Source organism: Streptomyces bambusae, from assembly GCF_020532645.1.
Lineage (GTDB): Bacteria > Actinomycetota > Actinomycetes > Streptomycetales > Streptomycetaceae > Streptomyces > Streptomyces bambusae.
Map to the genome: position 1 here is coordinate 17,832 of NZ_JAJAUZ010000052.1, position 17,534 is coordinate 35,365.

The 17,534-nt window shown below is 72.5% G+C and carries 15 protein-coding genes; 5 read left to right on the forward strand and 10 right to left on the reverse strand.

All coding sequences use genetic code 11. The features are described 5' to 3' along the window. Nucleotide 1: 1 nt before the first annotated feature. Entirely contained in the window at nucleotides 2-1,225 is a 1,224-nt protein-coding gene (gene fahA / locus LG634_RS28410) for a fumarylacetoacetase (protein ID WP_226737816.1), read from the reverse strand. Nucleotides 1,226-1,418: 193 nt separating this feature from the next. On the opposite strand from fahA, the gene LG634_RS28415 reads away from it, so the two are divergent. Next, entirely contained in the window at nucleotides 1,419-2,213 is a 795-nt protein-coding gene (locus tag LG634_RS28415; RefSeq protein WP_226737765.1) for an HAD family hydrolase, read from the forward strand. Between the two features lie 180 nt (nucleotides 2,214-2,393). On the opposite strand, the gene LG634_RS28420 is transcribed toward LG634_RS28415, so the two are convergent. Next, on the reverse strand, nucleotides 2,394-4,394 hold the full coding sequence (locus LG634_RS28420; RefSeq protein ID WP_226737767.1) for a CocE/NonD family hydrolase: 2,001 nt from the start codon (nucleotides 4,392-4,394) through the stop codon (nucleotides 2,394-2,396). 39 nt (nucleotides 4,395-4,433) lie between these two features. Then, complete coding sequence (locus LG634_RS28425; RefSeq protein WP_443729023.1) at nucleotides 4,434-4,688, reverse strand: hypothetical protein; 255 nt, start codon at nucleotides 4,686-4,688, stop codon at nucleotides 4,434-4,436. Nucleotides 4,689-4,865: 177 nt separating this feature from the next. Between LG634_RS28425 and LG634_RS28430 the strand changes: the two genes are divergently transcribed. From LG634_RS28430 to LG634_RS28445, 4 genes are all read left to right on the forward strand, one after another. After that, nucleotides 4,866-5,876 (forward strand): polyprenyl synthetase family protein, encoded by a 1,011-nt coding sequence (locus tag LG634_RS28430; protein ID WP_226737769.1) that lies wholly within the window; start codon nucleotides 4,866-4,868, stop codon nucleotides 5,874-5,876. A 250-nt stretch (nucleotides 5,877-6,126) separates the two neighbouring features. Next, nucleotides 6,127-7,404 carry a LolA family protein gene (locus LG634_RS28435; protein WP_226737771.1) on the forward strand — a complete coding sequence of 426 codons (1,278 nt, stop codon included), beginning with the start codon at nucleotides 6,127-6,129 and terminating at the stop codon, nucleotides 7,402-7,404. A gap of 89 nt (nucleotides 7,405-7,493) precedes the next feature. After that, complete coding sequence (locus tag LG634_RS28440; RefSeq protein WP_226737773.1) at nucleotides 7,494-7,697, forward strand: hypothetical protein; 204 nt, start codon at nucleotides 7,494-7,496, stop codon at nucleotides 7,695-7,697. Next, the gene (locus tag LG634_RS28445; protein ID WP_226737775.1) at nucleotides 7,694-8,110 is read left to right on the forward strand and encodes a hypothetical protein; all 417 of its coding nucleotides are present in this window, start codon (nucleotides 7,694-7,696) and stop codon (nucleotides 8,108-8,110) included. Before LG634_RS28440 ends, LG634_RS28445 begins: the two co-directional genes overlap by 4 nt. A gap of 48 nt (nucleotides 8,111-8,158) precedes the next feature. Here LG634_RS28445 and LG634_RS28450 read toward each other — a convergent pair whose 3' ends face one another. From LG634_RS28450 to LG634_RS28480, 7 genes are all read right to left on the reverse strand, one after another. Continuing rightward, entirely contained in the window at nucleotides 8,159-9,475 is a 1,317-nt protein-coding gene (locus LG634_RS28450; RefSeq protein WP_226737777.1) for a M28 family metallopeptidase, read from the reverse strand. A gap of 187 nt (nucleotides 9,476-9,662) precedes the next feature. Next, the gene (rarD, locus tag LG634_RS28455) at nucleotides 9,663-10,628 is read right to left on the reverse strand and encodes an EamA family transporter RarD (RefSeq protein WP_372482508.1); all 966 of its coding nucleotides are present in this window, start codon (nucleotides 10,626-10,628) and stop codon (nucleotides 9,663-9,665) included. Nucleotides 10,629-10,846: 218 nt separating this feature from the next. Then, nucleotides 10,847-11,704: an NAD(P)H-binding protein gene (locus LG634_RS28460; RefSeq protein WP_226737781.1), complete on the reverse strand. Its 858-nt coding sequence runs from the start codon at nucleotides 11,702-11,704 to the stop codon at nucleotides 10,847-10,849. A 241-nt stretch (nucleotides 11,705-11,945) separates the two neighbouring features. Continuing rightward, on the reverse strand, nucleotides 11,946-13,025 hold the full coding sequence (locus tag LG634_RS28465; protein WP_226737783.1) for a 2-oxoacid:ferredoxin oxidoreductase subunit beta: 1,080 nt from the start codon (nucleotides 13,023-13,025) through the stop codon (nucleotides 11,946-11,948). Beyond that, entirely contained in the window at nucleotides 13,018-14,961 is a 1,944-nt protein-coding gene (locus LG634_RS28470) for a 2-oxoacid:acceptor oxidoreductase subunit alpha (protein ID WP_226737784.1), read from the reverse strand. The genes LG634_RS28465 and LG634_RS28470 overlap by 8 nt, the downstream gene beginning before the upstream one ends. A 164-nt stretch (nucleotides 14,962-15,125) precedes the next feature. Next, entirely contained in the window at nucleotides 15,126-15,797 is a 672-nt protein-coding gene (locus LG634_RS28475) for a response regulator transcription factor (protein WP_226737786.1), read from the reverse strand. Nucleotides 15,798-15,971: 174 nt separating this feature from the next. After that, nucleotides 15,972-17,321 (reverse strand): sensor histidine kinase, encoded by a 1,350-nt coding sequence (locus LG634_RS28480; protein WP_226737787.1) that lies wholly within the window; start codon nucleotides 17,319-17,321, stop codon nucleotides 15,972-15,974. Between the last annotated feature and the right edge of the window lie 213 nt (nucleotides 17,322-17,534).

A 17,534-nucleotide genomic window follows, 5' to 3' on the forward strand; every position in this document is an offset into this window, starting at 1 on the left:
GTCAGACCGCGGGGGTGATGCGGCCGGTGACCTCGCCGAGGGCGAGGCGGGTGCCGTCCGGGCCGGGGGCCCAGGCGGTCATGGTGACCTCGTCCCCGTCCTCCAGGAAGGTCCGCTTGCCGGCGGCGAGTTCGAGCGCGTCGCGGCCGTTCCAGGTGAGCTCCAGCAGGGAGCCGCGCTGGCCGGTCTCGGGGCCGGAGACGGTGCCGGAGCCGAAGACGTCGCCGGTGCGCAGGGAGGCGCCGTTGACGGTCATGTGGGCGACCTGCTGGGCCGCGGTCCAGTACATGGTGGCGAACGGCGGGGCGGCGACCTCCTCGCCGTTGATCGCCACGGAGATCCGCAGGTCGAAGCCGCCCGGGCGGGCGTCGGCGTCGTCGAGGTAGGGCAGCAGCGGGAAGTCGCGGGCCGGCGGGGCGGTGCGGGCGGCGTCGAGGGCCTCCAGCGGGGTCACCCACGCGGACACCGAGGTCGCGAAGGACTTGCCGAGGAACGGGCCGAGCGGCACGTACTCCCAGGCCTGGAGGTCGCGGGCGGACCAGTCGTTCAGCAGGAACAGTCCGAAGACGTGGTCCTCGAAGGCGCCCAGCGGGACCGGGGTGCCCATCGTGGACGGCGTGCCGACGACGAAGCCGACCTCGGCCTCGATGTCCAGCTTGATGCTCGGGCCGAAGACCGGCGCCGGGTCGGCGGGGGCCTTGCGCTGCCCGGAGGGGCGGACGACGTCGGTGCCGGAGACCACGAGGGTGCCGGAGCGGCCGTGGTAGCCGATCGGGAGGTGCTTCCAGTTCGGGGTCAGCGGCTCGCCGTCCGGGCGGAAGATCCGGCCCACGTTGGTGGCGTGGTGCTCGCTCGCGTAGAAGTCGACGTAGTCGGCGACCTCGTACGGCAGGTGCATGACCGCCTCGTCGAGGGGGACGAGCAGCGGCTCCACGGCGGCGCGGTGCGCGGGCTCGGTCACCCAGGCGGTGAGCGCGGCGCGGACCTCGGTCCACACCGGGCGGCCGGCGGCGAGCAGCGGGTTCAGGGAGGGTGCGGCGAGCAGGTCCGCGTGCGCGGAGCCGAGGGCGGCCGCCGCGGCGCCGGCGTCCAGCACGTGGCCCCCGATGCGCACGCCGATGCGCCGGCGCTGCGGCTCGGCCGCGGTCGTGAAGACGCCGTAGGGGAGGTTGTGCGGCCCGAACGGGTCGCCCTCGGGGAGGTCGAGGGGGCTCTGCTGCGGCATGGGGTGCTGCCTCGCTTCCATCAGGTCGACGGTGGTCGCCGTGCCGGCGGGGCGCCGGGTTCCGGGGCGTCCCGGGGATTCCTGTGCAAGACCATAGGTTACGGGGCGGGCGGGGTGTGCGGGAGGCCGGATTCGCGCCCTATTTATAGGACTTGTACCGGCGGGTCCGGATCTCCGTCCGTATCCTTGGCGGGTGTCATACGCCTTGATCGCCACCGACCTCGACGGCACCCTGCTCCGCGCCGGAGACACCGTCTCACCCCGCTCGCACCGGGCGCTCGCGCGGGCGCGCGCGACGGGCGCACAGCACGTCGTGGTCACCGGGCGGCCGGTCCCGCAGGTCCGCCACGTGCTCGACGGACTCGGCTACCGGGGGCTCGCCGTGTGCGGTCAGGGGGCGCAGGTCTACGACGCGGCGACGGGGCGGATGCTGCACTCCGTGCCGATGGACCGGGAGCTGGCGGACGTCGCCCTCGGCAAGATCGAGGCGGAGATCGGGGAGGTGTACGCGGCGGTCAACCAGGAGGGGCTGGACGCGGAGATGCTGATAGGGCCGGGGTACCGGATGTGGCACCCGCACCTGCCGACCGTGCGGGTGCCGCGGCGGGCCGATCTGTTCTCCGCGCCGATCAACAAGGTGCTGCTGCAGCACCCCGTGCTCGACGACGACGCGCTGACGCGGGTGGCGCGGGCGGTGGTGGGGGACCTGGTGAACGTGACGATGTCCGGGGAGCACACGGTGGAGCTGCAGCCGCCGGGGATCGACAAGGCGGGTGGCCTGGCGCTGGCCGCCGCCGCCCTCGGCCTGTCGGCCGACACCGCGATCGCCTTCGGTGACATGCCGAACGACATTCCCATGTTCGCCTGGGCGGCGCACGGTGTGGCCATGGCCAATGCGCATCCGGAACTGCTGGCCGTCGCCGACGAGGTGACCCTCTCCAACGAAGCCGACGGCGTGGCCACGGTCCTGGAACACCTCTACCCCTGACCGTGCTCCCCACGGGAACGGGGCTCCGCCCCGGACCCCGCGCCTGGCCCTGCCCGGACTCCGGCCGAGGGCTGGATGCTGCGGGGCAAAATCCAGCCTCGCCGGCGATTGAGGCGCGGGGTCCGGGGCGGAGCCCCGATCCTTGAGCCGCGCCGGTCATCGAGGCGGCCATCGAGGCGACTAGCGCTCGCGGGGGATGCGCCGCTCCCACGTGCGGTGGAAGACGATCTCGGCCCCGTCCCGGCAGACGAGCTCGTCCGAGGTCAGGAACGCACCCCCGTCGCAGCGGATCTCCGACCGGGACTCGACACGCGTGTCCCACCCCCGGTCGGGCCGGTGGAGGCGGATGCGCCACTCGGAGCGGGTCCGGGCCGAGACCGGGTCCGACTCCTGGATCTCGTACGTCTCCAGCGCGTCCTCCGTGTACTCCAGCCCGTCCGGATACACCCGCGTGCCGCCGTACTTCGGGTCCACCTCCAGCCGCCACAGCCCGGCCGCCACATCCCGCACGACCACCCGCTCGGGCCGCGGCTCGTCCAGCGTCTCCGGGAAGACCACGCCCAGCGGCTCCGCCTGCTCCGGCGCTTCGAAACCGATCGCGCCGTCGACCTCCGGCTCCGGCGTCCGCACCGGCAGCTCCAGTGCGCTGCCCGCCGGATCCAGCGTCCACCCCGCGTCCGACCCCGGCTGGGGCCACAGCCACGGCCAGTACGCCGACGACAGCGCCAGCCGGATCCGGTGCCCGGGCGGAAACGCGTGCCCGATCCCGTTCAGCTCGAACGACACCTCCTGCACCGCACCCGGCGGCCACGACACCACCCGGTCCCGCCCCGCCCGCGCCGACAGGTTCAGCGCCCCCCGCGTCACCAGCGTGGACGAGCCGTCCGGGGCGACGTCGCACAGCCGGGCCGCGATCTGCCCGTGCGGCACGTCCATCCGCAGCCGCACCACCACCCTCGGCCGCCCCAGCACCTCCACCGGCTCACCGGCCACCGGGAACTCGAAGCACACCGACTTCGCGTCCTCCTCCCGCTGGTCCGGCGGCAGGTCGGCCGCGTTGCCGAACGGGAAGAACCGGCCCGCGTCCAGCCCGGTGTGCTGCGGCGAGGCCACCGGCACCGGCGCGCCCTGGAGCGCGTACCGGACCGGCGTGACGGCGGGGGAGGGCCACGCGGTGTCCCCGGTCCAGCGGCCCGGCAGCCGCTCGTACGTGGTGGCAGGCCGGTGCGAGCCGCTGATCCACGACCGCAGCAGCGGCTCGGCCATGATCCCGGTGTCCTCGCCCTTGAGCCAGTGGTCCCACCAGCGCAGGGTCTCCTGGAGGAAGCCGATCGCCGGCCCCGGCGGCAGCCCGCGGTCCGGGTACTGGTGCGACCAGGGACCGATCAGCCCCCGCACCCGGTCCGCCGGCAGGTGCTCGACCAGCCGCAGCACGGTGTCCCGGTACGGGTCGTGCCAGCCGCCCACCGCCAGCACGGCCGCACCGATCGCCCCGTAGTCCTCGCAGACGCTGCCGTGCCGCCAGTACGCGTCCCGGGTCTGGTGCGCCAGCCAGGTGTGGACGAGCGGCTCCACCGCGTCCAGCCGCGACAGCCACTGCTCCCGCCAGCCCTCGCCCGCGTACTCCGGGTCCGGCGGCCGGGCTGCGAACGCCAGCATGGTGGCCGCCCACGCGTGCATGTCCACCGCCAGCACCGAGCCGCCCAGGTAGTGCACGTCGTTGTCGTACCGGTCGTCGGAGGAGCAGACCGTCACCACCGCCTTCAGCGGCTCCGGGGCCAGCGCCGCGATCTGCAGCGCGTTGAAGCCGCCCCAGGAGATGCCGAACATGCCCACCGACCCCGTGCACCAGGGCTGCGCGGCCAGCCACTCCACCACCGCCACCCCGTCCGCCAGTTCCTGCGCGTCGTACTCGTCGCCCGGCCGCCCCTCGCTGTTGCCGTGCCCGCGCAGGTCGACCCGGACCGAGGCGTAGCCGTGCCCGGCGTACCAGGGGTGGCGCTGCCGGTCGCGCGGCGCCGTCCAGTCGGTCAGCCGGTACGGGAGGTACTCCAGCAGCGCCGGCACCGGAACGTCCGTCACCGGGCGCCAGATCCGCGCGTACAGCCGGGTGCCGTCCGGCAGCGGGATGCGGACGTCCTCGTGGGTGGTCTCGTGGGGGAAGGAGGTGCGGATGATCATCGGCGTCGCCTTCGCGGGGCTGAGGGGGGAGGGGACCCGTCAGTGGACGGGGTGCATCGTGCGCCGCAGCCACGGGGCCGGGGCCGTCACGCCCGGGCCCGCCCGGGTGGCGGCCGAGGTGGGGACGGCCCTCGCGCAGTGGCGGCGGGCGAGGGGGACGCCGCCGCACAGGACCGCGCGGTACGAGCCGGGGATCCGGTCGGCGAGCCAGCCGCCGCCGACGGACACGGGGTGGACCATGGTTCCGTACGCCGCCGGCTCCCCGGGTCCGGTGCCGGTCACTGTTCTCGACAAAACGCTCACTCCCGTAGCTTTCAGCTGTCATCGAACATACCGGGCTCTTCGGGCATTGCGTGTGACCGGGCGCCCGGGCCCTCTCCGTGATCGAAAATGGACCGGATACGCTGACTTGAGTGATGGCAGCGACACATCGACAATCCGTGTGATCGTCAGCAGACAGGAGTACCCCTCGTGACCGTCGTCGGGCCGTTCGGACTGAGCGTGCGGGACCAGGCTCTTGAGACCGATGTCCAGGCCGGACTGGCCGCCGTCGAGGAAGGTCTGCTCGAAGCCACCAAGAGCGACGTGCCCTTCATCACGGAGGCCGCGCAGCACCTGGTCCGCGCCGGTGGCAAGCGCTTCCGCCCTCTGCTGGTGATGCTGGCGTCCCGGTTCGGCGACCCGTACGCGCCCCGGATCGTGCCGTCCGCCGTCGTCGTCGAGCTCACCCACCTGGCCACGCTGTACCACGACGACGTCATGGACGAGGCCGACGTGCGCCGCGGGGTGCCCAGCGCGAACGCCCGCTGGGGCAACTCCGTGGCCGTCCTGACGGGTGACTTCCTGTTCGCCCGCGCCTCGCACATCCTGGCCGACCTCGGCCCGGAGGCCGTACGCATCCAGGCGGAGGCCTTCGAGCGGCTGGTCACCGGCCAGATCCTGGAGACCGCCGGCCCGCGCGACGGCCGCGACCCGGTCGAGCACTACCTCGACGTGATGGCCGGGAAGACCGGCTCGCTGGTCGCCGTCTCCTGCCGGTTCGGCGCCATGATGGCCGGCGCCGACGAGGGCGTCGTCGACACCCTCACCCAGTACGGCGAGCGGCTCGGCGTGGCCTTCCAGCTCGCCGACGACGTCCTCGACATCGCCTCCGACTCCCACGAGTCCGGCAAGACCCCGGGCACCGACCTCCGCGAGGGCATTCCGACGCTCCCGGTGCTGCGGCTGCGCGAAACGGCCGAGCGCGAGGGCCGTCCCGAGGACCTGGACCTGGTCCGGCTGCTCGACGGCGACCTCACGGACGACGCGCGGCACGCCGAGGCGCTGGCCCGGCTGCGGGTCCACCCCGCGCTGGAGCAGGCCCGCAGGGACACCGTCCGGTACGCCGAGGACGCCCGCGCCACGCTGGCCCCACTGCCCGACTGCTTCGCCAAGTCCGCGCTCGTGGAGCTGTGCGACGCGGTGGTGCACCGGGCCGGCTGAAGCCCGCCCGCAGGCAGCCGCCCGCCCGCCGGGGGACGGCCGTCCCCTACGGGAAGGGGAGGGAAACCCCCTCCGGTGTCATCCCTGCGTAGTACGCGGAGTTGAGTCCGCGGTCTGACGCCTTGCGGCGCCCGATTTGGTCAGATGGATACACCATCCCCACCGGATCAGGTGACGCAGGCGGCGCGGGGTGGACGTGTACACGTACATACGGGTAGGCGCCGCCGTACACACATAGGTAGGGCATTCCATGGCAGCGAACGCACAGACCCCCGTCGACGGCCCCGAGGCGGTCGAGGACCTCAGGGCGGGCCGCCGCAAGGCATCCCGGTACGTCGTACCCCTCGCCGTGGCGGGTGTGGCCGCCGCATCCATCGCGGCCGTCCCGGCCCTGGCCAACACCGGCAACCCGGACCTGCCGAAGGTCACCGCGCAGCAGCTGATCGAGAAGGTCGCCGCCTCCGACGTGGAGACGCTGTCCGGCACCGCGAAGATCAGCACCGACCTGGGCCTGCCGTCCCTCACCGAGGGCATGCTCGGCGGGCTGGCCGGCGGCGCCTCCCGCGGCGGTGGCGGCGGCACGGCGAGCCCCGAGCAGAAGCTGACCGAGCTGGCCACCGGCTCGCACACCCTGCGGGTCGCGGCCGACGGCCCGGACCGGCAGAAGCTCACCGTCCTCGACGGCAAGGACGAGTACAGCATCGTCCACAACGGCACCGACGTGTGGGCCTGGGACAGCAAGGCGAACGAGGTCCTCCACGAGCGCACCGAGGCCGCCCCGGCCGGCGGCCACGGCAAGAAGACCGCGGACCGGATGCCGGGCAACCCGGCCGAGATGGCCCAGGAGTTCCTGAAGGCCGCGGGCCCGACCACCGACGTGAAGGTGGGCGACACCGCGCAGGTGGCCGGCCGGGACGCCTACCAGCTGGTCCTGACGCCCAAGCAGAGCGGTTCCACGGTCGGCTCGGTGCAGATCGCGGTGGACGCGAAGAACGGCGTCCCGCTGCGCTTCCGCGTGCTGTCCTCGGGCGGCGGCAAGCCGATCGTCGACGCGGGCTTCACCAAGGTGGACTTCGGCAAGCCGGCCGCGGACACCTTCCGCTTCACCCCGCCCAAGGGCGCCAAGGTGACGGAGGGTCTGGCCGAGGAGGGCAAGGGCGCCGGCCACGAGGAGTGGAAGGGCGCCGGGCCGCTGGAGTCGCTGCCCGGCCTGGACGCGCTGACCGGCGGTGCGGCCGGCGCCGCGGGCCCGGAGGACGTGAAGGTGCTCGGCGAGGGCTGGGCCACCATCGCGAAGATCACCGTGCCCGGCGGCAAGGGCCTGAACGCCGTCGAGGAGAGCAAGGACGTCCCGAAGGAGGCCCAGCAGTTCCTCGACGCGCTCGGCGACAAGGTCTCCGGGAAGTTCGGCGAGGGCCGGGTGTTCTCGACCCGCGTCGTGAACGCCCTGATCACCGACAACGGCACGGTCTACGTGGGTGCCGTCACCAAGGACGCGCTCCTGAAGGCCGCCGACTCGGCCAGGTGATCCGGTCGGCCCGGGGCCTCGCGCCCCGGGCCGCCGCCCCCTGGGACGTCCCCTCCCGCCGTACAGCAGGGCCGCTGTACGGTGGAGGCATGTCGAGACACGTCACCATCCGCCTGGACGAGGAGTTCCACGACCGCCTCAAGGCGCGTGCGGCGGCCCTGGGGACGACCGTCACCGCTCTGATCACCGAGGTCACCGAGCGCGAGCTGGACGAGGACCGCCGGAGCTTCCTCGCCGGGGTCGAGGAGTTCGCCGACCACTGGGGCTACTTCCAGGAGCGGTTCGGGAATTGAAGATCACCATGGAGTGGGCCTGGACCGCTCTGGCCCACCACCTTCCGTCCGACCCGGCCGTGTGGGACCCCTCCGGGGTAGAGGCCGCCGTCGCAAGGCACCAGAGCGACCTGGTGCTCGTACCCGAACAGCCCGCCCCGGACACGGCCTGGCGGGCCGCGGCGTTTCTGCACACCCTCGCGGTCTGCCCGGCGCTGGCCTCGCCGATGAACGAGTTCTACGCGGCCGCCGCCACCCGCTCGTACCTCAGGGTGGCCGGCGCCCGCAACCTGCCCTCGCCGGAGGACCTCGGCGACCTCGTGGAGGCCGCCAAGCTGGGCCACGCCGACATCGCCGCGGTGGCCGAACAGCTCCGCGCCCGGATCCAGGCCCCGGAGCGGGACCCGGACCCGGGCGAGGGGATCCGTAAGTGACGGCGGATCAGGGCGCGCCGCCGGTCGGCGACCGGCGGCGGCCGCGGCTCAGAAGGTGATCTTCCAGCTGTTGATGTAGCCGACGTCCTGGGCGGCCGCGTCGCGGACGCGCAGGTTCCAGGTGCCGTTCGCGACCTCGGAGGAGGCGTTCACGGTGTAGCTCTGGACCAGGTTGTCGGCGCTGCCGCCGCTGCGGTTGTGCAGGTTGTAGACCGAGCCGTCCGGGGCCACCAGGTCGACGATCAGGTCACCGCGGTAGGTGTGGACGATGTTCACGTCCACCTTGGTGGTGGCCGGCGCGTTGCCCGTGACACCGGAGACCGCGATCGGGGAGTTCACCGCGGCCGCGGGGGAGTCCGGGATGTTCACGTCCGTGGTGCTCTCGAAGGACGGGCCGGGCGGGACCGGGGTGGCGAAGCCGAGGTTCCAGATCGCGTAGGCCACCGCGTCGCTGTTGCGGTCCAGCGCGGTGTCGTTGATGTTCGAGGTGTTGTCGCAGGAGGAGTGGTAGCACCGGTCGAAGGACTGGCCGGCGGTGCCGCCCCACTTCTGGGCCTGGGCGCTGGTCTTGGTGTTGCTGGCGCCCGTGAACAGGCCGCCCACCGGGATGCCCACGTTCTTGAACGACGCGTGGTCCGAGCGGCCGTCGCCCTCGGTCTCTATCTCGGTCGGCACGCCTATGCCGGCGAAGTACGTCTTGAAGGTCTGCTCGATCGTGGGGTCGTCGTCGTAGACGAAGTAGCCCGGGTTCGGCGAGCCGATCATGTCGAAGTTCAGGTAGCCGGAGACCTTGGCGCGTTCGGCGGTCGGCAGCTGGTTCACGTAGTACTTCGAGCCGATCAGGCCCAGCTCCTCCGCGCCCCACCAGCCGAACCGCAGGTGCTTGGTGGGCGTCAGGCCGGACCGGGAGACGGCGAGCGCGGTCTCCAGGACGGCCGCCGAGCCGGAGCCGTTGTCGTTGATGCCGGCGCCGGAGCTGACGGAGTCCAGGTGGGCGCCGGCCATCAGCACGGAGTTCGGGTCGCCGCCCGGCCAGTCCGCGATCAGGTTGTAGCCGGTGGCGCCGCTGGAGGTGAAGGTCTGGAGGGTGGTCGTGAAGCCGGCCGCGTCCAGCTTGGCCTTCACGTAGTCGATCGAGGCCTTGTAGCCGGTCCGGCCGTGGGCGCGGTTGCCGCCGTTGGCCTGGGCTATGGACTGGAGCTGCGTCAGGTGCGCCTTGACGTTGGCGACCGGGATGTCCGGCGGGGTGGGCGCCGCGGTGACCGCGGTGGGGGCGGCGAGGGCGCCGGGTGTGGCGGAGGCGAGCAGGCCGGCGGCCGCCAATGCGGCGGCAGCGGCCAGACGCCCGGAAACGGAGAGGCTCATGTGGGGGCTCCGGGATTCCGTACGGGGATGGGAACGGAACGTGCGGGGATAGAGCGTCTGTGCGAGCCCGATGTTCAGTGAGAGCGTGACACTCCGTCAAGGGCGCAATCCGGTCAGGATTGTTCGGCAAACGGACAGTCGCCCGCACCAGTGGTGGTGCGGGCGACTGACGGGGTGTATGAGGCGGTTACGCGGGCTCGTGCGCGGCCGCCGGAGCGGTTCCGGCGGGCTCGGCGGAGGGGTTGGTTCCGGAGGTCGGCCGGGGGAGCGCGGCGGTGGCTCCCGTGGCCGGTGCGGCTGCTGCGGCTTCGGCGGCGGCCGCCCGGGTGCGTCGTACGGTCCGCAAAGCGTCCCAGGTCAGCATCATCAGCGCGGCCCACACGAGCCCGAAGCCGGCCCACCGCTCGGGCGGCATCGCCTCGTGGAAGTACAGGACGCCCAGGCCGAACTGGAAGGCCGGTGCCAGGTACTGGAGCAGTCCCAGGGTGGACAGCGGTACCCGGATCGCGGCGGCCCCGAAGCAGATCAGCGGCACCGCGGTGACCACGCCGGTGGCGGCCAGCAGGGCCAGGTGGCCGGGGCCCTCGCTGGTGAGCGTGGACCGGCCGGCCGCCGACAGCCAGACCAGGTAGCCGAGGGCGGGCAGGAACTGCACGGCGGTCTCGGCGGCCAGTGATTCCAGGCCGCCGATGTTGACCTTCTTCTTGATCAGCCCGTACGTGGCGAACGAGAACGCCAGCACCAGCGAGATCCACGGCAGCCGGCCGGATCCGGCCGCCAGCACGACCACCGCGGCGAAGCCCACGCCGACCGCGGCCCACTGCACCGGCCGCAGCCGCTCGCCGAGGAGCAGCACCCCCATGGCGATCGTGACCAGCGGGTTGATGAAGTAGCCGAGCGAGGCCTCGACCACCTGGCCGGCGTTGACCGCCCAGATGTACAGCCCCCAGTTCACGGTGATCACGGAGGCGGCGAGGGTCAGGTAGGCCAGTTTGCGCGGCTGCCGGAGCAACTCGGGTATCCACGCCCAGCGGCGCACCACGAGCAGTGCCAGGGCCACGAAGCCGAGGGACCAGACCATCCGGTGGGCGAGGATCTCGATCGCACCGGCCGGCTTGAGCAGGGGCCAGAACAGGGGGACCAGCCCCCACATGCCGTAGGCGCCGAAACCGTAGAGCAGTCCGGTCCGCCGCGCTTCGGTGCCTGACTTCACGGGCCCTCCTCGGACGACTTCAAGCCAACCTGACGACCGTAGCGCCGCAGAACCTGTCCTGTCATGCCCAAACCAGCGAGATACTCATGACACTTTCGGGTCCCGCTCAAGCACCGGCCGCCTTCTCAAGCGCCGGCCGCCGTGGGGGCCGCTGCCGCTCAGGCGTTCAGGGCCGCGGTGATCGCGTCGCCCACCGGCGTGGTCGGGCGGCCGATCAGCCGGGCCAGGTCCCCGCCGGTGGCGGCGAGCCGGCCGCGCGCGATCGCCGCGTCCACGTCCACCAGCACCGCCGCGAACGGCTCGGGCACCCCGGCGCCGGTCAGCACCGAGAGGTGCGCCTCGGCGGGCAGGTCCCGGTACGCGACCTCCCGGCCGGACCGGGCCGCGACCTCGGCCGCGTACTCCGCCAGGCTCCAGGCGGTGTCCCCGCTCAGCTCGTACACCCGGCCCAGGTGGCCCTCGCCGGTCAGCACCTCGGCCGCCGCGGCCGCGTAGTCGGCGCGCGCCGCGGAGGCGATCCGGCCCTCGCCCGCACTGCCGACGACGGTGCCGTGCTCCAGCACCTGACCCAGCTGGGCGGTGTAGTTCTCGTGGTACCAGCCGTTGCGCAGGAAGGTGTGGGGGAGGCCGGAGTCGAGGACGGCCTGCTCGGTGGCCTTGTGCTCGGCGGCCAGGTCGAAGTCGGCCGCGGGCCCGCCGAGGATGCCGGTGTAGGCGAGCTGTGCCACCCCGGCCGCCCGGGCGGCCGCGATCACCGCGGTGTGCTGCGGGATGCGGCGGCCGACCTCGCTGCCGGAGATCAGCAGCACCCGGTCGCCGGCCCGGAAGGCGCCGGCCAGCGAGGCCGGGTCGTCGTAGTCCGCGATCCGCAGCTCCACGCCCCGCGCGGCGAGGCCTGCCGCCTTCTCCCGGTCCCGCACGACGGCGGCGACCTGCTCGGCGGGAACCCGGGTCAGCAGCTCCTCGACGACGAGGCGGCCGAGGGCTCCGGTGGCTCCGGTGACGACGATGCTCATGGCAGTGCTCCGTTTCGACGGGGGTGCGGCGCTACGACGGGTGCGACGGCCGCGGCGGGTCCGGCGGCAGGGCGGTCGGGCGCCGGGTCGGGCATGACACGAGCATATAGAAAGCGCTAACCGTTTGAAAGTGCAACCGGGGTCCCGTCCGGCCCGGCGGGCGGAAGGGGCACCCGCAGGCACGCGAAAGGGCCCGGACCTCCTCGTGGAGATCCGGGCCCTCGGGCGCTGCGCCGGCAGGTCAGCCGACGACGGTCCAGGTGTCGTTGCCCGTGAGCAGCCGGCCCAGGTCGCCCTTGCCGTTCTGCTCGATGGCGGCGTCCAGCTGGTCCGCCATCTGCGTGTCGTACACCGGCCGCTCCACGCTCCGGAACACGCCGATCGGCGTCCGGTGCAGGGTGTCCGGGTCGGCCAGCCGGGACAGCGCGAACGCGGTCGTCGGGCTGGCGGAGTGCGCGTCGTGCACGAGGATCCGGGACTCGTTCTCCGGGGTCACCTCGACCACCTGGAGGTCGCCGGTGGCCGGGTCCCGCACCACGCCCTTGTGCCCGCCGGCGCCGAACCGGATCGGCTGCCCGTGCTCCAGCCGGATCACGGCCTCCTGCGCCGTCTCGCTGTCCTTCAGGGCGTCGAACGCGCCGTCGTTGAAGATGTTGCAGTTCTGGTAGATCTCCACCAGCGCCGTGCCCGGGTGCGCGGCGGCCTGCCGCAGCACCTCCGTCAGGTGCTTGCGGTCCGAGTCCACCGTCCGGGCCACGAACGAGGCCTCGGCGCCGATCGCCAGCGACACCGGGTTGAACGGCGCGTCCAGCGAGCCCATCGGCGAGGACTTGGTCAGCTTGCCGACCTCCGAGGTCGGCGAGTACTGGCCCTTGGTCAGACCGTAGATCCGGTTGTTGAACAGCAGGATCTTCAGGTTCACGTTCCGGCGCAGCGCGTGGATCAGGTGGTTGCCGCCGATGGACAGCGCGTCGCCGTCACCGGTGACCACCCAGACGCTCAGGTCGCGCCGCGAGGACGCCAGGCCCGTCGCGATCGCCGGGGCGCGGCCGTGGATCGAGTGCATGCCGTACGTGTTCATGTAGTACGGGAAGCGGGAGGAGCAGCCGATGCCGGAGACGAAGACGATGTTCTCCTTGGCGAGCCCCAGCTCGGGCATGAAGCCCTGGACCGCCGCGAGCACCGCGTAGTCACCGCAGCCGGGGCACCAGCGGACCTCCTGGTCCGACTTGAAGTCCTTCATCGACTGCTTCCCCTCGGCCTTGGGCACGAGGGAGAGCAGGGAGTGGTGGGAGGCGGGTTGCGCCGTCGTCTCAGACATCGATGGCCTCCTTGAGAACCGTGGCGAGCTGCTCCGCCTTGAACGGCATGCCGTTGACCTGGTTGTACGACTGTGCGTCGACCAGGTACTTCGCCCTGATCAGGGTGGCGAGCTGGCCGAGGTTCATCTCGGGAACCACTACCTTCTCGTAACGCTTCAGGACCTCGCCCAGATTCCGCGGGAACGGGTTGAGGTGGCGCAGGTGGGCCTGCGCGATGGGCACCCCGGCGACCCGCAGCCGGCGCACGGCCGCGGTGATCGGGCCGTACGTCGAGCCCCAGCCGATGACCAGGGTCTTCGCACCGTCCGGGTCGTCGACCTCCAGGTCCGGGACCTCGATGCCGTCGATCTTGGCCTGCCGGGTGCGGACCATGAAGTCGTGGTTGGCCGGGTCGTACGAGATGTTGCCCGTGCCGTCCTGCTTCTCGATGCCGCCGATCCGGTGCTCCAGCCCCGGGGTGCCGGGCACCGCCCACGGGCGGGCCAGGGTCTGCGGGTCGCGCTTGTACGGCCAGAAGACCTCGGTGCCGTCCGCCAGCTCGTGGTTCGGGCCGGTCGCGAACTGGACGCGCAGGTCCGGCAGGTCCTCCGGGTCCGGGATCCGCCAGGGCTCGGAACCGTTGGCCAGGTAGCCGTCCGACAGCAGGAACACCGGCGTCCGGTACGTCAGCGCGATCCGCGCCGCGTCCAGCGCCGCGTCGAAGCAGTCGCCCGGGGTCTTCGGCGCGACCACCGGGACCGGAGCCTCGCCGTTGCGCCCGTACATCGCCTGCAGCAGGTCGGCCTGCTCGGTCTTGGTGGGCAGACCGGTCGACGGGCCGCCGCGCTGGATGTCCACGATCAGCAGCGGCAGCTCCAGGGAGACCGCGAGGCCGATCGCCTCCGACTTCAGGGCCACACCCGGGCCGGAGGTGGTGGTCACCGCGAGGGCGCCACCGAAGGCCGCGCCGAGCGCGGCGCCGATGCCGGCGATCTCGTCCTCGGCCTGGAAGGTCCGGACGCCGAAGTTCTTGTGCTTCGACAGCTCGTGCAGGATGTCCGAGGCCGGGGTGATCGGGTACGAGCCCAGGTAGAGCGGCAGGTCGGCCTTCTGGCCGGCCGCGATCAGTCCGTAGGACAGCGCCAGGTTCCCGGAGATGTTGCGGTACGTGCCCGTAGGGAACGCGCGGGTGGCCGGGGCCACCTCGTAGGAGACGGCGAAGTCCTCCGTGGTCTCGCCGAAGTTCCAGCCCGCCCGGAAGGCCGCCACGTTCGCCTCGGCGATGTCCGGCTTCTTCGCGAACTTCTGCCGCAGGAACGCCTCGGTGCCCTCGGTCGGCCGGTGGTACATCCAGCTCAGCAGGCCCAGCGCGAACATGTTCTTGCTGCGCTCGGCCTCCTTGCGGGTCAGGCCGAACTCCTTGAGCGCCTCGACCGTCAGCGTGGTGAGCGGCACCGGGTGGACGTTGTACGCCTCCAGCGAGCCGTCCTCCAGCGGGGAGGTCTCGTAGCCCACCTTGGCCATCGGCCGCTTGGTGAACTCGTCCGTGTTGACGATGATCTCCGCGCCCCGCGGGACGTCGCCGATGTTCGCCTTCAGGGCCGCCGGGTTCATCGCGACCAGCACGTTCGGCGCGTCGCCCGGGGTGAGGATGTCGTGGTCGGCGAAGTGCAGCTGGAAGGAGGAGACGCCGGGCAGGGTGCCGGCAGGCGCCCGAATCTCGGCGGGGAAGTTCGGCAGCGTCGACAGGTCGTTGCCGAACGATGCGGTCTCCGAGGTGAAGCGGTCACCGGTGAGCTGCATACCGTCACCCGAGTCACCCGCGAAGCGGATGATCACGCGGTCGAGGCGGCGGACTTCCTTCGCCCCCGAACCTGCGGGCGTGCGCTGCTCGCCGACTACAGCCCCTGCTGCCCCGTCGGCCTGATCGGCTGGGGTACTGACCTGGCTGGTCACTGAACTGGACCTCCTTCGAGGCGTACGCGTCCCAAAAACCACCCTACGTCGGTAAGGGTGGCCTACCCCGGGCCGCTCACATTCCGGACTGCACTTTGAGATGTTGTGCCTCAGGGAGCGGCGGTGGGTTTGTGCCATGCCACAGCTGACAGGGTGTCAGGCGGCTAAGAATTGAGATAGGTGAGCACGGCGAGCACCCGCCGGTGATCCCCGTCACTCGGCGACAGACCGAGCTTCATGAAGATGTTGCTGACGTGCTTCTCGACCGCCCCGTCACTGACGACCAGCTGCTTCGCCACCGCCGAATTGGTCCGGCCCTCGGCCATCAGGCCCAGTACCTCGCGCTCCCGGGGGGTCAGCCCCGCCAGCACGTCCTGCTTGCGGCTGCGCCCCAGCAGCTGGGCCACGACCTCCGGGTCCAGTGCGGTGCCGCCCCGGGCGACCCGCACCACCGCGTCCGTGAACTCACGTACATCGGCTACCCGGTCCTTGAGGAGGTACCCCACGCCCGTGCTGGACCCGGCCAGCAGTTCGGTGGCGTACTGCTCCTCCACGTACTGCGACAGCACCAGCACGCCGACACCGGGGTGCACGGCCCGCAGTCGCACCGCGGCGCGCACCCCCTCGTCGGTGTGCGTGGGCGGCATGCGCACGTCGGCGACGACCACGTCCGGCAGCGCATCCTCGGCCGCCAGCTCTTCTATCGTCTTGAGCAGGGCTTCCGCATCGCCCACACCCGCGACGACGTCGTGCCCCCGGTCGGTCAGCAGCCGGGTCAGGCCCTCTCTGAGCAGCACTGAATCCTCGGCGATGACGACCCGAACCCTGTCCTCCACGATCCCGTGCCCCGCATTCGCTCGTCTCTTGCCTGGTACAGCCAAGCATTCCAGCCTCAAGGTGAGATGGAGTGCAGATCGACCCACCGGAACCGGCCACCGTGCCGGAACGCGCCAGGGCCCCGCCGTGTCCCCGGGGAGCCGGGGACACGGCGGGGCCGTGGGGCCGAAGGATCAGCGGCGGCCGCCGGGGCCGCCGGGGCCGGCGGGCCGGACGCGCCAGGGCAGCTCGGCCGTGACACGGGTGCCGCCGGCCGGCGGCGAGTCCACGATCAGGACGCCGTCCACGGCCCCGATCCGCTCGGCCAGCCCGGCGAGCCCGCTGCCCGGGGCGGCCTGCGCCCCGCCGCGCCCGTCGTCCACGACCTGGATCAGCAGCCGGTCCGCCGCCCGCCACACGTCCACCGCCGCGGTCCGGGCCCGCGCGTGCTTGCCGATGTTGGCCAGCAGCTCGGAGACCGTGAAGTACGCGATCCCCTCGATCGCCTCGGCCGGCCGCTCCGGCAGGTCCACCGAGACGGCGACCCCGCCCGGCACCGGACACCGGGAGGCGATGGCCGACAGCGCCGCGTCGAGGCCGCGGTCGGTCAGGATCGCCGGGTGGATGCCCCGGGCGAGGTCCCGCAGCTCCTGGAGGGCGATCTTCACCTCGCCGTGCGCCTCGTCCACCATGCGGGCCGCGGCCTGCGGGTCCTCGGCCAGCTTCTCCTTCGCCAGCCCCAGGTCCATGGCCAGCGCGACCAGCCGGGCCTGCGCCCCGTCGTGCAGGTCCCGCTCGATGCGGCGCAGGTCGGCGGCGGCGGTGTCCACCACCACCCCGCGGTCCGACTCCAGCTCCGTCACCCGGGCCGCCATCCGCGACGGACCCAGCAGCCCGCGGATCAGGCCCCGGTCCACCGCCGCGAAACCGCGCACCAGCCACGGCGTGACCAGCACGAGGAGCAGCCCGGCCACCGAGGTCAGGGCGATCCGCAGCGGGGAGTCCAGATAGAAGGTGTGGTCGCCGTTTTGGAACAGCTGGAGCCCCGGCATGTCCGTGAACGCCGGGAACACCCAGAACCACAGCGGGTACAGCAGCGCCGCCCAGCCGTAGACCACGAACACCAGCGACACCGTGAACGTGAACACCGCCCACGGGAAGTGGACGAGCGAGTACAGCATGTGCCGCCAGGAGGCCCCGCTCTTCAGCATCGCGACCATCCAGCCGAGCGCCCCGCCCCGGGCCGCCCGCACCGGCTCCGGATCCGCCACCTCCGTGCCCAGCAGCATCCGGGCCCGTCCCCGCTCCACCGCGCCGAAGCCGCGGCACATCGCGAGTGCGGCCGCGAGAACCGGGACGCCGAGGAAGGTCACCAGCAGGCCGGCGCCCAGGGAGAGGCCGGTCAGGGCGAAGGCGAAGTAGAGGCTGCTCAGCGGCAGCCCGAGCATCAGATGCCCGAACTCGCGCCAGGTCCGCGCCTCGAACGGGGCCCGGAGCGCCGGGGGGAGCCGCCGGCGGGTCGCGCCGCCCGTGCTGGTGTCCATGTCTGAGTCCGTCCTGCGGGGGTCGTGGAGTGGTGCCTTCAGTTTCACGGCCGGGTGGGTGCCGGGGCCATGGAGCGCTCCGGCGTCCCGGACGGGGGTTATCCCCACCCTGGGGACGGGGGCGGGCGATGCGGGTACGGCGGGGGATCGGGGCAGGTCAGGGGGCAGGGGAGAAGCGGAACCGGCCGCGCCTGCCGCGCCTGCCGCGCCGGA